Origin of the sequence: Microbacterium resistens NBRC 103078, from assembly GCF_001552355.1 — a bacterium.
GTDB classification, from domain to species: Bacteria; Actinomycetota; Actinomycetes; order Actinomycetales; family Microbacteriaceae; genus Microbacterium; species Microbacterium resistens.
In genome coordinates this window covers 1-16505 of the sequence record NZ_BCRA01000037.1, presented here as the reverse complement: position 1 = coordinate 16505, position 16505 = coordinate 1, and the positions used below count along the sequence as shown (strand labels likewise).

Genomic DNA, 16505 nt, shown 5'->3' with positions numbered 1-16505 from the left:
TGACGAAGGGGCGGATGCCGCAGCACCCGCCCCTCCGGTGTCGCTACGCGATCACTCGGCCTTCTCGGCCGCCTCCTTGGCGGCCTTGCGCGTCGCCGGCTTCTTGGCCGGGGCCTTCTTCGCGGCGGGCTTCTCCTCGGCCGCGTCCGCGTCCTTCTTGGCCGGAGCCTTCTTCGCCGGAGCCTTCTTGGCGGCCGGCTTGTCCGCGTCGTCCTTCGCAGCGGCCTTCTTCGCCGGGGCCTTCTTCGCAGCCGGCTTCTCCTCCGCGGCCTCGCCGTCGCCCTCGGCGTCGTCCTCGGTCGCGACGAAGCCGGTCATGTCGACGGCCTTGCCGTTGGAGTCGACGACCGTGACCTTGCCCAGGGCGATCGCCAGCGCCTTGTTGCGCGCGACCTCGCCGACCAGGACCGGCAGCTGGTTCGCGGACTGCAGCGCCTCGACGAACTCCTGCGGGGCCATGCCGTACTGCGCGGCGGACTGGATGAGGTACTGGCTGAGCTCCTCCTGCGAGACCTGGACGTTGGCGTCCTCGGCGATCGCGTCCAGCAGGACCTGGGTGCGGAACTGCTTCTCGCTGGCCTCGGTCACCTCGGCACGGTGCTCGTCGTCCTCGAGACGCCCCTCGGACTCGAGGTGGTTGTGCACCTCGTCCTCGATGAGCTGCGGCGGCACAGGGATCTCGATCTTCTCGAGCAGCGTCTCCACGAGCTTGTCGCGCGCGGCGGAGGCCTGGGCGAACACGCCCTGCTGCTGGACGTTCTCGCGCAGGCTGTCGCGGAGCTCCGCGATGGTGTCGAACTCGCTGGCGATCTGCGCGAAGTCGTCGTCGGCCTCGGGGAGCTCGCGCTCCTTGACCGCCTTGACCGTGACGGAGACCTCGGCCTCCTCACCGGCGTGGTCGCCGCCGACGAGCGTCGAGCGGAACGTCGTGTCCTCGCCGGCGGTCAGCGACTCGATCGCGTCGTCGATCCCCTCCAGCAGCTCGCCCGAGCCGACCTCGTAGGAGACGCCCTCGGCACGGTCGATCTCGGCGCCGTCGATCGTCGCGACGAGGTCGAGCTCGACGAAGTCGCCGGTCGCGACCGGGCGGCCCACCGGGACGAGCGTGCCGAACCGGGCGCGGAGACGGTCGAGCTCGGCGTCGAGCGCCGCCTCGTCGGTCTCCACCGCGTCCACGGTGAGGGTGATGCCCTCCAGCGACGGGGTCTCGATCTCCGGACGGACATCCACCTCGATCTCGACCTTGAGGTCGCCGGAGAAGTCCTTCTCGTTCGGCCACTCGGTCACGTCCGCGGAGGGGCGGCCGACGATGCGGAGCTTCTGCTCGACCACGGCCTCCTGGAAGAAGCGGTCCAGGCCCTCGTTCACGGCGTGCTCGATGACGGCGCCGCGCCCGATGCGCTGGTCGATGATGGGGGCGGGCACCTTGCCCTTGCGGAAGCCGGGAATCTGCACGTCCTGCGCGATGTGCTCGTACGCGTGGTCGATGCTGGGCTTCAGGTCTTCGGGGGTGACCGTGATGTGGAGCTTGACCCGGGTCGGGGCCAGCTTCTCGACGGTGCTGTTCGCCATGCTGGTGTGTTCTCCTTGTGAATGTCCCGCGCATCTCCGGCGCGGCTGCGACGTCGTGCGAACCGACGTCGGGGCGACAGGATTTGAACCTGCGACCTCCCGCTCCCAAAGCGGGCGCTCTACCAAGCTGAGCTACGCCCCGGGTGATTGTGCCCGCGCACGCGGGAACGGCCCCGAGAAGTCTAACGGACAGGACTGCACCCGAACGTCCGGTATGCTCTTTCGAGTCGGTTCCGGTTCGCCGGGCCGCACGGACCCGGAGCTCGGCGACGGGCCCGGGGGCGTAGCTCAATGGTAGAGTCCCAGTCTTCCAAACTGGTTGTGCGGGTTCGATTCCCGTCGCCCCCTCAGCGAAAGGCCCCGCCGGTGCGGGGCCTTCTCCTTTTCCCGGGTCCGCGCGTGCGAGACTTCGGGAGATGACCAGCCCCACCGGATCCCACGAGCTGCCGCCGCGCTTCTCCAGCGCTCCCCCGCGTACCCGACGGCGTCGCGGGGTGCGCGCCCTGCTGCTGACCGGCGGCGCGCTCGTCGCGCTGTCCGCGGGAATCGGCGTCCACACGGCGGCGCAGCTCGGATACGACGACGCGCGCGACGGGTTCGCCGCGGCGGCGCGCGGCGCCGGCGTCGCCGAGGAGTCGCTCGACGCGCAGGTCCGCATCGCGCAGGACGCCCGCGACCTCTCCCTCGCCCTCGGGGACGACCCCGCCGGACTCGTCCCCGAGGACGCGCGCATCGAGGTGGAGCGGATCGGCACCGACCTCGATGCGTCACTCGCCGAGGCGGCCGATGCTCGCGACGACGCGACTCCTCCTCCGCCTCGCAAGCCCTTCTGGGCGTGGGAGGCGTGGGGCGCGGCGGACGCCTTGCAGGACGCCGCCACGGCGGCGGAGGAGCACGCGGGCGACCTGCGTTCGATCGAGAAGAGGCTCTCCACCACCGCGGACGACCTCGAGGACCGATCGGTGGCGGCCCTCGCCGTCTCCGTGGACGCCGCCCGCGCGGCGGAGGCGGAGAACGTGTCCGCACGCAATGAGGACGTCATCGCCCTGCGGAACGCGATCTCCGATCTGGATCGGGTCCTCGCCGATCCGGCCATCGTGCGGGTGGACGGTCCGGCGGCGTTCCGGACGCTCGCGGCCGAGGTGCAGGACCTGCGCGCCTCCGCGGCGGCCGAGCTCGCCGAGAAGGACGGGCCGTTGTCCGCAGCGCGCCTCGAGGTGGAGGCGTTCGCGCGGTCCCTCGCACCCGGCGTCCTGATGGACTTCGACTGGGCCGTCCTCGTCAACGGACTGGGTGTGGACGGCTGGCTGTCCGGGCTCACCTGGTGGTGGTACGCGGACGGCGGCTACGCGACGATCGAGCTGTCGGACTCCATCGCCGAGCAGTGGCCGTCCGACGCCAGCCGGGCCCTCGTCGCGCACGAGGTCGGGCATGCGATCACCGTGCGCTGCTTCTCGATGTACGACACGACGGATCCGGATGCCACCGAGGCCTGGGCCACGGCGTGGGCGATCAGCATGGGCTTCCACGATCCGGCCAACGGGACCTCGGCGTACGGGCCGCCGCCGGAGGAGATGATCGCCGCCGCCGCGGCCTGTCGCTGACCGTTCCGTTGTCCGGCCGTCCTGAGTCCCCAGCGCCGGGACCGCACCGCCCGCGGGCACGGAGAGGGCCCCCACCGGCGGTGGGGGCCCTCTCCGTCGTGCGTCAGCGCTGTCCGCGGCGCTCGCGCAGCTGCTGGAGCGCGTCCTCGAGGAGCTGCTCGGCCTCCTCGTCGGTACGCCGCTCCTTCACATAGGCGAGGTGCGTCTTGTACGGCTCGGTCTTGGCGATCGCCGGCGGGTTGTCCTTGTCCCGTCCCGCAGGCAGGCCGCTGTGCGGGTGGTCGATCACCTCGGGGATCTCCTCGTCGGGGAGCCCGGCGGCGAAGTAGCGCACCGTCTCGTTGCCGAGACCGTCCCAGTACGACACCGCGATGCGGTCGGCGTGGTAGCCGTGGTCCTGCTCCCCCATCGGGCCGGAGCCGACACGCGTGCCCCGGATCGCGTTTCCACCGGACGCCATCAGATCACCTCGAACTTCGTGATGAGCCCCAGCGCCACGATCGCGACGAACCACACGAGGGCGAGGACGATCGTGAAGCGGTTGAGGTTGCGCTCCGCCAGCCCCGACGAGCCCACGGCCGAGGTCATGCCGCCGCCGAACATGTCGGACAGACCGCCGCCACGACCCTTGTGGAGCAGGATGAGGAGCGTCAGCAGGACGCTGGTGATGCCCAGCAGCACCTGCAGGACGAACTGGAGAATATCCACGGATTGGCCTTTCGGTCGGGTCCCGTCTGTCAGGAGGCCGAGTTCCCTCGGCGGAAGAGGACCCGCGTAACGGTCAAGTATACGTCGAAGGGGCGACGCCCCCTCGGCTCACACCCCGACGTGCTTCTGGAATCGGACGATCGACGCGTACTCGTCCACGACCAGGCTCGCGCCGCCGACCAGGGCGCCGTCCACGTCGGGCTCGCGCATGAAGCTGGCGATGTTCGCCGCCTTCACCGATCCGCCGTAGAGGATCCTCGTGCGTGCCGCCGCGTCCGGGTCGAGCGCCTTCGCCAGGACCCCGCGCAGGGCCGCGCAGACGTCCTGCGCCTGCTGCGGCGTCGCGGCCTGCCCGGACCCGATCGCCCAGACCGGCTCGTACGCCACGACGATGTCCGCCGATGCGGGAACGCCCTGGAGCGCCGCCTCCAGCTGCCCGGCGGGAACCGCGCTGGCCCCGAACTTCTCCAGGTCCTCGGCGGTCTCGCCGACGCAGATCACCGGGACGAGCCCGTGCTTCAGCGCCGCCTTCACCTTCGCGGCGACCACATCGTCCGTCTCGGCGTGGTACTCGCGCCGTTCGGAGTGCCCGATGATCACGTACTTCGCGTCGAGCTTCGCGAGGAAGGCGCCGGACACCTCACCGGTGTAGGCCCCGGAGTCGTGCATCGACAGATCCTGCGCGCCGAGGGCGAACGGGATCTTGTCGGCATCGATCAGGGTCTGGACGCTGCGCAGATCCGTGAACGGCGGGAACACGGCCACGTCGACCGACCCGTCCTCGTGCTTGGCGTCCTTCAGCGTCCAGTGCAGCTTCTGCACGAACGCCACCGCCTGCAGGTGGTCCAGGTTCATCTTCCAGTTGCCCGCGATCAGCGGGGTACGAGCCGTTACGCCCATCCGAGCACCTCCAGGCCGGGTAGTTTCTTGCCCTCGAGGAACTCGAGGCTGGCGCCGCCGCCGGTCGAGATGTGCCCGAACCGGTCGTCGGCGAAACCGAGCTGCCGCACGGCCGCGGCGGAGTCGCCGCCGCCGACCACGCTGAGTCCGTCGACCTCCGTCAGCGCCTCCGCGACGGCCTTGGTCCCCGCGGCGAACGCCGGGAACTCGAACACGCCCATCGGGCCGTTCCAGAACACCGTGCGGGATCCGCGGATCGCCTCCGCGAAACGGGTCGCCGTCTCGGGCCCGATGTCCAGACCGATCCCGGACGCGCCGAAGGCCGTGTCCTCGATCGCGTCGGCCGCGGCGACCTCGTGCGGGGCGTCCGCCGCGAACGACGCCGCCACCACGACATCCGTGGGCAGCACGAGCTCGACGCCGCGCTCCTTCGCATCGGCGATGTAGCCGCGGACCGTCTCGAGCTGGTCCTTCTCCAGGAGGCTCGACGCGACCGGATGGCCCTCCGCCGCGAGGAAGGTGAACAGCATGCCGCCCCCAACCAGGATCCGGTCGACGCGCGGCAGCAGGTGCGAGATCACCCCGAGCTTGTCGCTGACCTTCGACCCGCCCAGCACGACCGTGTACGGACGCTCGGGCTTCTCGGTGAGCCGGTCCAGGACGTCGAGCTCGGCCGCGATGAGCAGGCCCGCCGCGGAAGGCAGGATCTTCGCGAGCTCGTAGACGCTCGCCTGCTTGCGGTGCACGACGCCGAAGCCGTCCGAGACCAGCGCGTCGCCGAGGGCGGCGAGCTGCTCGGCGAAGGCCGTGCGCTCCCCCTCGTCCTTCGCGGTCTCCCCCGGGTTGAAGCGCAGGTTCTCGAGCACGGCGACCTCGCCGGCGCCGAGCGCGTCGACGGTCTCGCGCGCGGACGCGCCCACCGTGTCGGACGCGAACGCCACGGACCTGCCGAGGAGCTCGGACAGACGGGTGGCCACGGGCGCCAGGCTGTACTGCGGATCCGGGGCGCCGTCCGGGCGTCCCAGGTGCGAGACGACGATGACGCGGGCGCCGGCGTCGATGAGGGCGTTCAGGGTCGGCAACGACGCACGCACGCGGCCATCGTCCGTGATGACACCATCCCGCAGGGGGACGTTGAGGTCACAACGGACGATGACGCGCGTGCCGTCGAGCGAACCGACCGTCTCCCGGAGGGAGTCGAGGGTGCGCAGGGTCATGGCGTGAGGTCAGATCCGCTCGGCCACGTACTCGGTCAGGTCGACGAGACGGTTCGAGTAGCCCCACTCGTTGTCGTACCAGCTCGACACCTTCACGAGGTTGCCGCTGACGTTCGTCAGCGTCGAGTCGTAGATCGACGAGTGCGGGTTGTGGACGATGTCGCTGGAGACGATGGCGTCCTCGTTGTACTGGAGGTAGCCGGCCAGGCGCCCCTCGTCCGCGGCCTTCTTGTAGGCCGCGTTGACCTCGTCGGCCGTCAGGTCGTCGCGCTCGGTGATGAGCGTGAGGTCGACGATCGAGCCGGTCGGCACCGGTACGCGGTAGGAGGAGCCGCTGAGCTTGCCGTTCAGCTCGGGAAGGACGAGGCCGATCGCCTTGGCGGCACCGGTCGACGCGGGGACGATGTTGATCGCCGCCGCGCGCGCACGGCGCAGGTCCTTGTGCGGGCCGTCCTGCAGGTTCTGGTCGGCGGTGTAGGCGTGTGCGGTCATCATGAACCCGCGGACGATGCCGAACTCGTCGTTGAACACCTTGGCCAGGGGGGCCAGGCAGTTCGTCGTGCAGGAGGCGTTGGAGATGATGTGGTCGGTCTCCGGGTTGTAGGTCTCCTCGTTGACGCCCATGACGATGGTGCGGTCGTCGCCGGTCGCCGGCGCGGAGATGAGGACCTTCTTGGCGCCGGCCTCGATGTGCTTGCGCGCGTCCTCGGCCTTGGTGAAGAAGCCGGTCGACTCGATCACGATGTCGACGCCCAGCTCGCCCCAGGGCAGCTTCGCGGGGTCGCGCTCCGCGAACGCCTTGATCTCCTTGCCGTTGACGGTGATGCTGTCCTCGTCGTAGCTGATCTCGGCGTCGAGCACGCCTCCGACCGAGTCGTACTTCAGCAGATGCGCCAGCGTCTTGTTGTCGGTGAGGTCGTTGACCGCGACGATGTCGATGTCCGCGCCCTGCGCGAGAGCCGCGCGGAGGTAATTACGTCCGATCCGGCCGAAGCCGTTGATACCGATCTTGACAGACACGAAAGTCTCCTGGTTCTTACTCGAGGGATTGCGTGATTCTTGCAAATGACCCGGACAACGGCGTCCTGATGGGCTTTTCGCCCATCAGGACGCCCATCTTTTACGACAGTACCAGCAGTCCGTTCGTCTGCTCGCGGGCCACCTGCAGTCGCTGGGCGACGTTCTCCCAGTTGGCGATGTTCCACACGGCCTTGACGTAGTCCGCCTTGACGTTGAGGTAGTCGAGGTAGAAGGCGTGCTCCCACATGTCGAGCTGGAAGATCGGCACCGTGCCCTGCGCGGTGTTCGCCTGCTGGTCGAACAGCTGCTGGATGATGAGCTGCTGACCGATCGGGTCCCAGCTCAGCACCGCCCAGCCGGAACCCTGGATGCCCGTCGCCGCGGCGGTGAAGTGCGCCTGGAACTTCTCGAACGAGCCGAAGAACTCCTCGATCGCGGCCTTCAGCTCACCCTCGGGCTGACCGCCGCCGTTCGGCGAGAGGTTGGTCCAGAAGATGGAGTGGTTGACGTGACCGCCGAGGTTGAACGCGAGGTCCTTCTCGAGCTTGTTCACCGCACCGAGGTTGCCCGACTCGCGGGCCTCGGCGAGCTGCTCCAGCGCGGTGTTGGCGCCGGCCACGTACGCGGCGTGGTGCTTGTCATGGTGCAGCTCCATGATCTTCCCGCTGATGTGGGGCTCGAGAGCCGCGAAATCGTACGGGAGGTCGGGGAGCGTGTAGATCGCCATCGAATTCATCCAATCCGCGCCGCGCTCGCGGCGCTCACCGGTTCCCCACCCCGCCGGAACGCGGGACGAGGCGGACGATATCCATCCTATCGACGGGAACGTTCCGCGGAACCGGAACCTTCCCGGATGACGGCGATCCGCGTCACCCGGCTCAGACGTCGATGCCGGCGGGCACCGCGGACTCGGTGCCCGGGATGCCCTCGGCCTGCGCGCGCTTGTCCGCCATCGCCAGGAGGCGCCGGATACGGCCGGCGACGGCGTCCTTCGTCATGGGCGGGTCGGCGTGGTGCCCCAGCTCGTCGAGGCTGGCGTCGCGGTGCGCGAGTCGCAGCTCGCCCGCCGTGCGGAGGTGATCGGGGACGTCGTCACCGAGGATCTCCAGCGCGCGCTCGACCCGTGCGCACGCGGCGACGGCAGCCTGGGCGGAACGGCGCAGGTTGGCGTCGTCGAAGTTGACCAGGCGGTTCACGCCCGCGCGGACCTCCCGGCGCTGACGCATCTCCTCCCACGCCGCCGCCGTTCGAACCGCGCCCATGACGGTGAGCAGGGCGCGGATCGCCTCGCCCTCGCGCACCACGACGCGCGGGAGACCGCGGACCTCGCGGGCCTTCGCCGCGATGCCGAGCCGATGGGCGGCGCCCACGAGCGCCATCGCCGCCTCGGACGACGGGCAGGCGACCTCGAGGACCGCCGAGCGGCCGGGCTCGCTCAGCGCGCCGGCGGCGAGGAAGGCGCCGCGCCACAGGCCGGCGAGCTCCTCGCGGGAGCCGGTGGTGAGGCGGTTCGGCAGACCGCGGACCGGACGGCGACGCTGGTCGAGCAGACCGGTCTGGCGGGCGAGGGTCTCCCCCGCGCCGATGACGCGGACGGCGTAGCGCGCGCCGTCCGTGCCCGAGGCACCCTGGATCTGCGCGATCTCCGGACGGACCCCGAAGAGCTCGGCGAGATCCCGGGCGACGCGACGGGCCAGCAGCTCGGCGTCCACCTCGGCCTCCACGGCGACCCGGTTGGCGATGGAGTGCAGACCGCCGGCGAACCTCAGCACCGCGGTCACCTCCGCGACCCGCACCGTCGGGGGTGCGTTCCGGATGCTGACGAGCTCTGCCTTGACGTCGGTGGTGAGTGCCACGGGTCTCCTTCGCGTTACCGCGCCGGGTCGCGGCGCAAGGGAATAGCCTACTCGGCTCCCGCACCCCGCATCGACCCGACCGGTGCGGCCGCGCGCGTCACTCCCGACCGAGATCGCGGTGACGGACCGTGACGGCGACGCCTGGCACCGACGCGAGCCGTCGGGCCAGTTCCTCGGCCACCGCCACCGAACGATGGCGGCCTCCCGTGCAGCCCACGGCCACCGTGGAATGGCTCTTGTTCTCGCGCTGGTAGCCCTCGAGCACCGGCTTCAGCGCCGCGGTGTACGCATCGAGGAACTCCTCCGCGCCCTCTCGGGACAGGACGAACTCGCTGACGGGCGCATCCTTCCCGGTGGAGTCCCGCAGCTCGTCGATCCAGAACGGATTGGGCAGGAACCTCATGTCGGCCACGAGATCCGCGTCGGACGGGAGACCGTACTTGAAGCCGAAGCTCATGATGGTGAGGCGGTGCCGGGCCGCCCCCTCCTCGGCGAACAGGTCCGTGACCGTGGTCGCGAGCTGATGGATGTTGAACGCCGAGGTGTCGATCACGATGTCGGCGGCCTCGCGCAGCGGCGCCACCCGGGCCCGCTCGATCCGGATCCCGTCGAGGAGCGTGCCGTCGCCCTGCAGCGGATGCGGCCGCCGCACCGATTCGAACCGGCGCACGAGCACGTCGTCGGAGGCGTCGAGGAAGAGCACCCGCACGGAGCCGTGCTGTCGGAGCGCCCGTGCGACGCCGGGGAAGTCGTCGAAGAGGTTGCGACCTCGCACGTCGACGACCGCAGCGACCCGCGGCAGCGCGGCGCCGCCGAGATTCGCCAGGTCGAGGAGAGGACGGAGCATCTGCGGAGGGAGGTTGTCGACGACGTACCAGCCGAGGTCCTCCAGGGCGTTCGCGACCGTGGAACGGCCCGCGCCCGACATACCGGTGACGATCAGGAACTCGCCCTGGTCGGCGGCGCTCATGTCTCCCCCTTCGCTCCCGACCAGCCTACCGATCCGCGGGCATGCTCGGCGCCGGAGGCTCCGGGGCCGGCGCGAGCGCCGCCGGAGGGGCCTCGGCGTCCTCCGGCGACGGATCGGCAGGCGCCGTCCGCGTCGTGGCGAGATGCGTGTGGATGCTCTGCGCCAGCGCGGGACCGATGCCGGTGACCTCCTGGATCTGCGACGGTTCCGCGCGACGCAGAGCGGCCACCGACCCGAAATGCCGCAGCAGCGCGCGGATGCGGGCGGCGCCGAGGCCGGGCACCTCCGCCAGGACCGTGGTGATGTCGCGCTTGCGCTTCTTGCGCTGGTGCGTGATCGCGAACCGGTGCGCCTCGTCCCGCAGGCGCTGCAGCAGGTACAGCGCCTCGCTGGTCCGCGGCAGGATCACCGGGTACTCGTCGCCCGGGAGCCAGATCTCCTCGAGCCGCTTGGCGATGCCGGCCAGCCCGATCTCGGTGTGCCCGGCGTCGCGCAGCGCCCGTGCCGCGGCTTCCACCTGCGGCCGTCCGCCGTCCACGAGGAGAAGTTGCGGCGGATACGCGAAGCGCGGCCGCCGTCTCCCCTGCGGCGCCTCGGCCTCCGCGGCGTCCGCGGTCTCCAGAGCATCGGCCGGGGGCGCGCCGGGGGCGAGCGGCTCGCCCTCCGGGGCGTCCAGATGGGCGAGCCGACGGCGCAGCACCTGGTAGATCGAATCGGTGTCGTCCGTCGTCTCGGGGATGCCGAAGGATCGGTACTGGTCCTTGCGCGGGAGCCCGTCCTCGAAGACGACCATGGAGCCGACGACGTTGGTCCCGCTCAGATGGGAGATGTCGTAGCACTCGATCCGCAACGGCGCGTCGGCCAGTCCCAGCGCCTCCTGCAGGTCGGTGAGCGCCTGGGTGCGCGTGACGTAGTCGCTGGACCGCTTCATCTTGTGCCGCAGAAGGGCCTGCTGGGCGTTGACGGTGGCATTGCGCATGAGCTCGGCGCGCTGGCCGCGCTGCGCGACCGCGATCTCCACCTTCCGACCGCGGCGATCGCGCAGCCACTGCTCGAGCTCCGAGACGTCGTCCGGGAGGGACGGCACGAGGACACGGCGCGGCACGGCGTCCCCCTCCGCCTCGCCGTAGGCACGCTGCAGGACCTGATCCACCAGGTCCCCGCCGCTGATGTCGATCTCCTTCTCCACCGTCGAGGCGCGGACGCCGCGGACCCGGCCGCCACGGATCACGAAGTGCTGCACCGCCGCGGAGAGCTCGTCCTCCGCGATCCCGAACAGGTCCGCGTCCTCGTCCTGGGGAAGCACGAGGGCGCTCTTGCCGAGCACGGCCTCGATCGAGGCGAGCTTGTCCCGGTACCGCGCGGCGTTCTCGTAGTCCATCGCCGCCGACGCCTCGCGCATGCGCCGGGTGAGCTCCCGGGTGAAGCGTTCGTCACCGCCCTCCATGAACGCGATGAAGTCGTCCACCATCGCCCGGTGCTCCTCGATCGTGACCGTCATCGAGCACGGCCCGCCGCATTTTCCGATCTGCCCGGGGAAGCAGGGCCGCCCCGTCTGCATCGCCCGGCGGTAACTGGCGTCGCTGCACGTGCGGATCGGGAACGCTTTGATCATGAGGTCGATCGTCTCGTGGACGGCCCACACCTTCGGATACGGGCCGAAGTACCGCGCACCGGGGATCCGACGGTTGCGGGTGACCAGGACCCGCGGGGCCTCGTCACCGAGCGTGACCGCCATGAACGGATAGGACTTGTCGTCCTTGTACCGGACGTTGAAAGGCGGATCGAACTCCTTGATCCACATGTACTCGAGTTGCAGCGAATCCACGTCCGTGGGCACGACCGTCCACTCGACAGAGGTGGCCGTGGTGACCATCCGCCGGGTGCGTTCGTGCAGCGTCCGCAGCGGCGCGAAGTAGTTCGACAGCCGTTGACGGAGGTTCTTCGCCTTACCGACGTACAGCACGCGCCCCTGGGCGTCGCGGAAGCGGTACACACCGGGATCGGTCGGGATCTCCCCCGCCCGCGGCTTGTACGGGAGCTCTTGCGCCATCAGCTCGCCTTGCGCTCGGACACCGGCTCCCTGCGCTTCACCGCCCGCGGTGCCGATGCGCGGCCCGCGCGCCCCTCGGGCTGCAGGATCTCCGCCAGGAAGCGACCAGTGTGGCTCTCGTCCACCTTCGCGACCTGCTCGGGCGTGCCGGTGGCGATGATCTGCCCGCCGCCGGAGCCGCCCTCGGGGCCGAGGTCGATCACCCAGTCGGCGGACTTGATCACATCGAGGTTGTGCTCGATCACGATCACGGTGTTGCCCTTGTCCACCAGCCCGTTGAGCACCTCGAGGAGCTTGCGCACGTCCTCGAAGTGCAGACCCGTCGTCGGCTCGTCGAGCACGTAGATGCTGCGGCCGTTGCTCCGGCGCTGCAGCTCCGTGGCGAGCTTGACCCGCTGCGCCTCGCCGCCGGAGAGCGTGGTCGCCGACTGGCCCAGACGCACGTAGCCGAGACCGACGTCCACGAGGGTGCGCAGGTACCGGTGGATCGCCTGGATGGGCTCGAAGAACTCCGCGGCCTCCTCGATCGGCATCTCCAGGACCTCGGCGATGTTCTTCCCCTTGTAGTGGACGGCAAGAGTGTCCCGGTTGTAGCGCTTGCCGTGGCAGACCTCGCAGTCGACGTACACGTCGGGGAGGAAGTTCATCTCGATCTTGATGGTGCCGTCGCCCGAGCAGGCCTCGCAGCGACCACCCTTGACGTTGAAGCTGAAGCGGCCGGGGAGGTACCCGCGCACCTTCGCCTCGGGCGTCTCGCTGAAGAGGGTGCGGATCCGGTCGAACACGCCGGTGTACGTCGCCGGGTTGGACCGCGGCGTGCGCCCGATCGGGGCCTGGTCGACGTGAACCACCTTGTCGAGATTGTCCAGCCCGGTCACGCGGGTGTGCTTGCCGGGCACGGTGCGCGCTCCGTTGAGACGCGCCGCGAGGACCTGATAGAGGATGTCGTTCACGAGCGACGACTTGCCGGATCCGCTGACGCCGGTGACCGCCGTGAGCACTCCGAGCGGGAAGTCCGCCGTGACGCCGCGCAGGTTGTTCTCGCGCGCACCGACCACGCTGAGCATCCGCTTGCGGTCGATCCGACGCCGCTTGGCCGGCGTCGGGATCTCACGGCGCCCCGCCAGGTAGTCACCGGTCATGGAGTCGGTGTCGCCGAGCAGTGCCTCGTAGGGCCCGGAATGGACGACGACCCCGCCGCCGACGCCCGCGCCGGGACCGATGTCGACGACCCAGTCGGCCGCCTCGATCGTCTCTTCGTCGTGCTCCACCACGATCAGCGTGTTGCCCAGGTCGCGGAGGGTGAGCAGCGTCTCGATCAGACGGCGGTTGTCGCGCTGGTGCAGCCCGATCGAGGGCTCGTCCAGCACGTAGAGCACGCCGGTGAGCCCGGAGCCGATCTGGGTCGCCAGGCGGATGCGCTGAGCCTCGCCGCCGGAGAGCGAGCCCGCCGACCGACTGAGGTTCAGGTAGGACAGACCGACCTGGAGCAGGAAGTCCAGCCGCAGACGGATCTCCCGCAGCACCTGGGCGGCGATCTTCGCCTCTCTCGGCGTGAGCTCGAGCCGCTGCATGAACTGCTGCGCCTCCGCGAGGCTGAGGTGCGAGACCTCCGCGATCGAGTGCCCGTGCACCTGGACCGCCAGGACCTCGGGCTTGAGCCGGTCGCCGTTGCAGACCGGGCACGGGACCTCACGGAGGTACTCGCCCCACCGACCGCGCTGCGTGTCGCTCTCGGCCTGCAGATACTGCCGCTCGATGTACGGCACCACGCCCTCGAAGCCCGAGGAGTACCGCATCTCCCGCCCGTAGCGGTTCTTCCACTTGACGGTCACCTTGTAGTTGTCGCCGCGCAGCACCGCCTCCTTGACATCGGAGTGGAGCTCGCGCCACGGCGTGTCGAGCGAGAAGTCGAGGTCGCGGGCGAGACCCTCCAGAAGCCGCTCGTAGTACTGGAAGAGGCCCTTGCCCTGCGTGGTCCAGGGCAGGATGACGCCCTCGCGGATCGAGAGCTCCTCGTCACCGAGCATGAGATCGACGTCCACCGACATCCGTGTGCCGAGACCCGAGCATGCCGGGCAGGCGCCGAACGGGGCGTTGAACGAGAACGTGCGCGGCTCGATCTCGGTGAGCGTGATCGCGTGGCCGTTCGGACAGGCCAGCTTCTCCGAGAACGACTGCCATGCGGCGTCGCCGCTCTCGTCGACGAAGTTGACCTGCATGACGCCGCCCGCCAGAGACAGCGCGGTCTCGACCGAGTCCGTGACACGCCCGAGGATATCCCCCGAGGCCACGAGGCGGTCGACCACGACCGCGATGTCGTGCTTGTAGCTCTTCTTGAGCGTCGGCGGCTCGGAGAGCTGGATCATCTCGCCGTCGACGATGGCGCGGGCGTAGCCCTTGGCGCCGAGCTCGCGGAAGAGGTCGACGAACTCGCCCTTCTTCTGCGAGACCACCGGCGCGACGATCTGATAGCGGGTGCGCTCAGGCAGCTCCATGAGCTGATCGGCGATCTGCTGCACCGTCTGACGCTGGATCCGCTCGCCGCACTCCGGGCAGTGCGGGACGCCGATGCGCGCCCACAGCAGACGCATGTAGTCGTAGATCTCAGTGATGGTGCCGACCGTCGAGCGAGGGTTGCGGTTCGTCGACTTCTGGTCGATCGACACCGCCGGGCTGAGCCCCTCGATGAAGTCGACGTCGGGGCGGTCCACCTGCCCGAGGAACTGACGGGCGTAGGCGCTCAGCGACTCGACGTAGCGACGCTGGCCCTCGGCGAAGATCGTGTCGAACGCGAGGCTGGACTTGCCTGATCCGGAGAGACCGGTGAAGACCACGAGCGAGTCCCGCGGGATCTCGAGGTCGACGTTCTTGAGGTTGTGCACGCGGGCACCGCGGACACTGAGTTTTCCTGGGCTGGCGACGGGAACAATGGGCACCCGACAAGTTTAGGAGGGGCCACCGACATCGGCTCCGCGAGCGGCGGAACCCCGGCGCATCAGATGCGTCGTCGCCGTCGCGACGACCAGCAGCAGCGCTGCCCCGAGCGGCGCGAGCCAGGCCGTGTCCGCCGCACCGGCCTGCGGGAGCAGCGCCGCCGTGGCCGCGACGGGCTGCGCGATCGCCTGGATCACGACGAAACGCCGCAGCACGGGCCGGAGCAGGCCCGGCGCGATCCGTGAACCGGCGGGGATCGTCAGCGACAGTGCTGCCAGCACGTGGATCGCGTGGACGAGCAGGACCGCGAGCGCCGTGCGGCCCGGCGACGGCGCGGTCAGCAGCACGCCGATCGGAAGGCAGGCCGCGCCCGCCCACGCAGCGAACGAACGCGGAAGAACCACCGACACGGACGCTGCCGCGACGGCCACCACCTGCCAGACGATGAACGGGGTGAGGGCGAGGACCCCCGCCGTCGTGACCAGGAGCACCAGCAGCCGAGGAACGATCCCGGGAATGCCGCGCGGGACGCGCAGTTCGTGCGCCCGTCTCTTCATCGTCGCCCCCGCCCGGCCCCGGCGCGACCGTGCGCGGCGACGGCCCGCAGGGCGACGTCGGCACCGTCGTCGTTCCACGCCACGACCTCGACCCCCGCGCCGCGCAGGTCCGCCATCACGTCCTGACGCTCGGCGAGCAGCGTGCGCACCGCGACCGTCTGCTCGGCGGTCAGCCGCGCCGTGTCCGGCTCGGGGAGGACGTCCACGGCGATCACCGCGTGGCCGCCCGCGCGCCAGCGCGTGGCGATCTCCGCGGCCGCCCCGTCGAAGAACGTCGACAGCACGAAGACGATCGATCCGCTCCCGATCGGGGGCGTGCGCCGGAACCGTGACCCGTCCCCGCTCGCCCCCGTCCCGGCGATCACACCGCGGAGGCGCGCGAGATGACGGGCGCCGGAACCGCTGCGGACGGCCCGCCCGCCCGGGGCCAGGACGTGGAAGGCGACCCGGTCGCCGGTCTCGACCGCGCACGTCGCCAGTGACAGGGCGGCCTCACGGGCGAGGTCCAGGGACGTGACACCGCTGCGCTCCCGGTCCGGCGTGCCCCAGGAGGCGACGACCGCTCCCAGATCGTCGGCGGTGTCCATCGCGATCACGACGGCGCTGTCGCTCAGCGCCTGCGTGCGGCGGACGAGCAGGTCCCCCGGCCTTCGGGCGGCCCGGGCCGTCGCACGCCAGTCCACGCGGCGGAGCTCGTCCCCGGGCGCGAACGGGTGGATGTCCCGGAACTCGCCGCCCTGGCCGATCCGCGACCCTTCGTGCGCACCATGGAGCCCTGTCAGCCGGACGGACGTCGGGAGCCGGTCGAGCCGTCGCGTCCGCGGCGCCGCCTTCCAGGTCAGGCTCCCGGCCAGGACGACCTCGCTCACCCACGCGCCGTCGGCCGCGACCGCGCGTGCGGTCAGGCGGAGCAGCTCGATCGGACCGGAGTGGCTCAGCCGGCTCCGCGACCGCAGCACGCCGCTGCCGGGCGCCACGTCGACGGTCCCGCTCCTGCGCCCGTCCTGATCCACGGCGAACTGGACGGCCTCCGCGTCGGCCCGTACGTCGACGGCGACGTGCACCTCGGCCGCGTCCCCGGCGCGGGCGCTGATGCCGACGTCGATCCGGC

The 16505-nt window shown here is 70.5% G+C and carries 14 protein-coding genes and 2 tRNA genes; 2 read left to right on the top strand and 14 right to left on the bottom strand.

The features are described 5' to 3' along the window. Positions 1-51 precede the first annotated feature (51 nt). Together tig and MR1_RS07865 are read right to left on the bottom strand one after the other, a co-directional pair. The gene (gene tig / locus MR1_RS07870; protein ID WP_067244757.1) at positions 52-1572 is read right to left on the bottom strand and encodes a trigger factor; all 1521 of its coding nucleotides are present in this window, start codon (positions 1570-1572) and stop codon (positions 52-54) included. A 68-nt stretch (positions 1573-1640) separates the two neighbouring features. Then, a tRNA-Pro gene (locus tag MR1_RS07865) sits at positions 1641-1714 on the bottom strand. A gap of 135 nt (positions 1715-1849) precedes the next feature. Here MR1_RS07865 and MR1_RS07860 point away from each other — a divergent pair. Continuing rightward, positions 1850-1920, top strand: a tRNA-Gly gene (locus MR1_RS07860). 68 nt (positions 1921-1988) lie between these two features. Further along, positions 1989-3176, top strand: coding sequence for a hypothetical protein (locus tag MR1_RS07855; RefSeq protein ID WP_157517960.1), 1188 nt, complete (start codon positions 1989-1991; stop codon positions 3174-3176). A 103-nt stretch (positions 3177-3279) separates the two neighbouring features. On the opposite strand, the gene MR1_RS07850 is transcribed toward MR1_RS07855, so the two are convergent. The 12 genes from MR1_RS07850 to MR1_RS07795 all read right to left on the bottom strand — a co-directional run bounded on the left by MR1_RS07850 (position 3280) and on the right by MR1_RS07795 (position 16500). Then, the gene (locus MR1_RS07850; protein WP_067244753.1) at positions 3280-3636 is read right to left on the bottom strand and encodes an RNA polymerase-binding protein RbpA; all 357 of its coding nucleotides are present in this window, start codon (positions 3634-3636) and stop codon (positions 3280-3282) included. Further along, a complete protein-coding gene (gene secG, locus MR1_RS07845; protein ID WP_067244751.1) occupies positions 3636-3884 on the bottom strand; it encodes a preprotein translocase subunit SecG in 249 nt (82 codons plus the stop codon). Before secG ends, MR1_RS07850 begins: the two co-directional genes overlap by 1 nt. Positions 3885-3992: 108 nt before the next feature. Then, complete coding sequence (tpiA, locus tag MR1_RS07840; RefSeq protein WP_067244748.1) at positions 3993-4784, bottom strand: triose-phosphate isomerase; 792 nt, start codon at positions 4782-4784, stop codon at positions 3993-3995. Then, the gene (locus MR1_RS07835) at positions 4775-6001 is read right to left on the bottom strand and encodes a phosphoglycerate kinase (protein WP_067244746.1); all 1227 of its coding nucleotides are present in this window, start codon (positions 5999-6001) and stop codon (positions 4775-4777) included. The genes tpiA and MR1_RS07835 overlap by 10 nt, the downstream gene beginning before the upstream one ends. Positions 6002-6010: 9 nt before the next feature. Then, positions 6011-7021 (bottom strand): type I glyceraldehyde-3-phosphate dehydrogenase, encoded by a 1011-nt coding sequence (gap, locus tag MR1_RS07830; protein ID WP_067244744.1) that lies wholly within the window; start codon positions 7019-7021, stop codon positions 6011-6013. Positions 7022-7121: 100 nt separating this feature from the next. Further along, complete coding sequence (locus MR1_RS07825; protein ID WP_067244742.1) at positions 7122-7748, bottom strand: superoxide dismutase; 627 nt, start codon at positions 7746-7748, stop codon at positions 7122-7124. Between the two features lie 151 nt (positions 7749-7899). Beyond that, positions 7900-8877 (bottom strand): DNA-binding protein WhiA, encoded by a 978-nt coding sequence (gene whiA, locus MR1_RS07820; protein WP_067244740.1) that lies wholly within the window; start codon positions 8875-8877, stop codon positions 7900-7902. A 97-nt stretch (positions 8878-8974) separates the two neighbouring features. Then, a complete protein-coding gene (gene rapZ, locus MR1_RS07815; protein WP_067244737.1) occupies positions 8975-9847 on the bottom strand; it encodes an RNase adapter RapZ in 873 nt (290 codons plus the stop codon). 25 nt (positions 9848-9872) lie between these two features. Continuing rightward, positions 9873-11900: an excinuclease ABC subunit UvrC gene (gene uvrC, locus MR1_RS07810; protein WP_084344444.1), complete on the bottom strand. Its 2028-nt coding sequence runs from the start codon at positions 11898-11900 to the stop codon at positions 9873-9875. Next, on the bottom strand, positions 11900-14839 hold the full coding sequence (gene uvrA / locus MR1_RS07805) for an excinuclease ABC subunit UvrA (protein ID WP_067244735.1): 2940 nt from the start codon (positions 14837-14839) through the stop codon (positions 11900-11902). The genes uvrC and uvrA overlap by 1 nt, the downstream gene beginning before the upstream one ends. Positions 14840-14848: 9 nt before the next feature. Continuing rightward, the gene (locus MR1_RS07800; protein WP_067244733.1) at positions 14849-15394 is read right to left on the bottom strand and encodes a hypothetical protein; all 546 of its coding nucleotides are present in this window, start codon (positions 15392-15394) and stop codon (positions 14849-14851) included. Further along, complete coding sequence (locus MR1_RS07795; protein WP_067244797.1) at positions 15391-16500, bottom strand: DUF58 domain-containing protein; 1110 nt, start codon at positions 16498-16500, stop codon at positions 15391-15393. Before MR1_RS07795 ends, MR1_RS07800 begins: the two co-directional genes overlap by 4 nt. Positions 16501-16505 lie beyond the last annotated feature (5 nt).

What these genes read in the sequence shown, in the direction of transcription:
- tig (WP_067244757.1), bottom strand. Translation starts at nt 1,572, where the DNA reads ATGGCGAACAGCACCGTCGAGAAGCTGGCCCCGACCCGGGTCAAGCTC.
- MR1_RS07855 (WP_157517960.1), top strand. Translation starts at nt 1,989, where the DNA reads ATGACCAGCCCCACCGGATCCCACGAGCTGCCGCCGCGCTTCTCCAGC.
- MR1_RS07850 (WP_067244753.1), bottom strand. Translation starts at nt 3,636, where the DNA reads ATGGCGTCCGGTGGAAACGCGATCCGGGGCACGCGTGTCGGCTCCGGC.
- tpiA (WP_067244748.1), bottom strand. Translation starts at nt 4,784, where the DNA reads ATGGGCGTAACGGCTCGTACCCCGCTGATCGCGGGCAACTGGAAGATG.
- MR1_RS07835 (WP_067244746.1), bottom strand. Translation starts at nt 6,001, where the DNA reads ATGACCCTGCGCACCCTCGACTCCCTCCGGGAGACGGTCGGTTCGCTC.
- MR1_RS07825 (WP_067244742.1), bottom strand. Translation starts at nt 7,748, where the DNA reads ATGGCGATCTACACGCTCCCCGACCTCCCGTACGATTTCGCGGCTCTC.
- rapZ (WP_067244737.1), bottom strand. Translation starts at nt 9,847, where the DNA reads ATGAGCGCCGCCGACCAGGGCGAGTTCCTGATCGTCACCGGTATGTCG.
- uvrC (WP_084344444.1), bottom strand. Translation starts at nt 11,900, where the DNA reads ATGGCGCAAGAGCTCCCGTACAAGCCGCGGGCGGGGGAGATCCCGACC.
- MR1_RS07800 (WP_067244733.1), bottom strand. Translation starts at nt 15,394, where the DNA reads ATGAAGAGACGGGCGCACGAACTGCGCGTCCCGCGCGGCATTCCCGGG.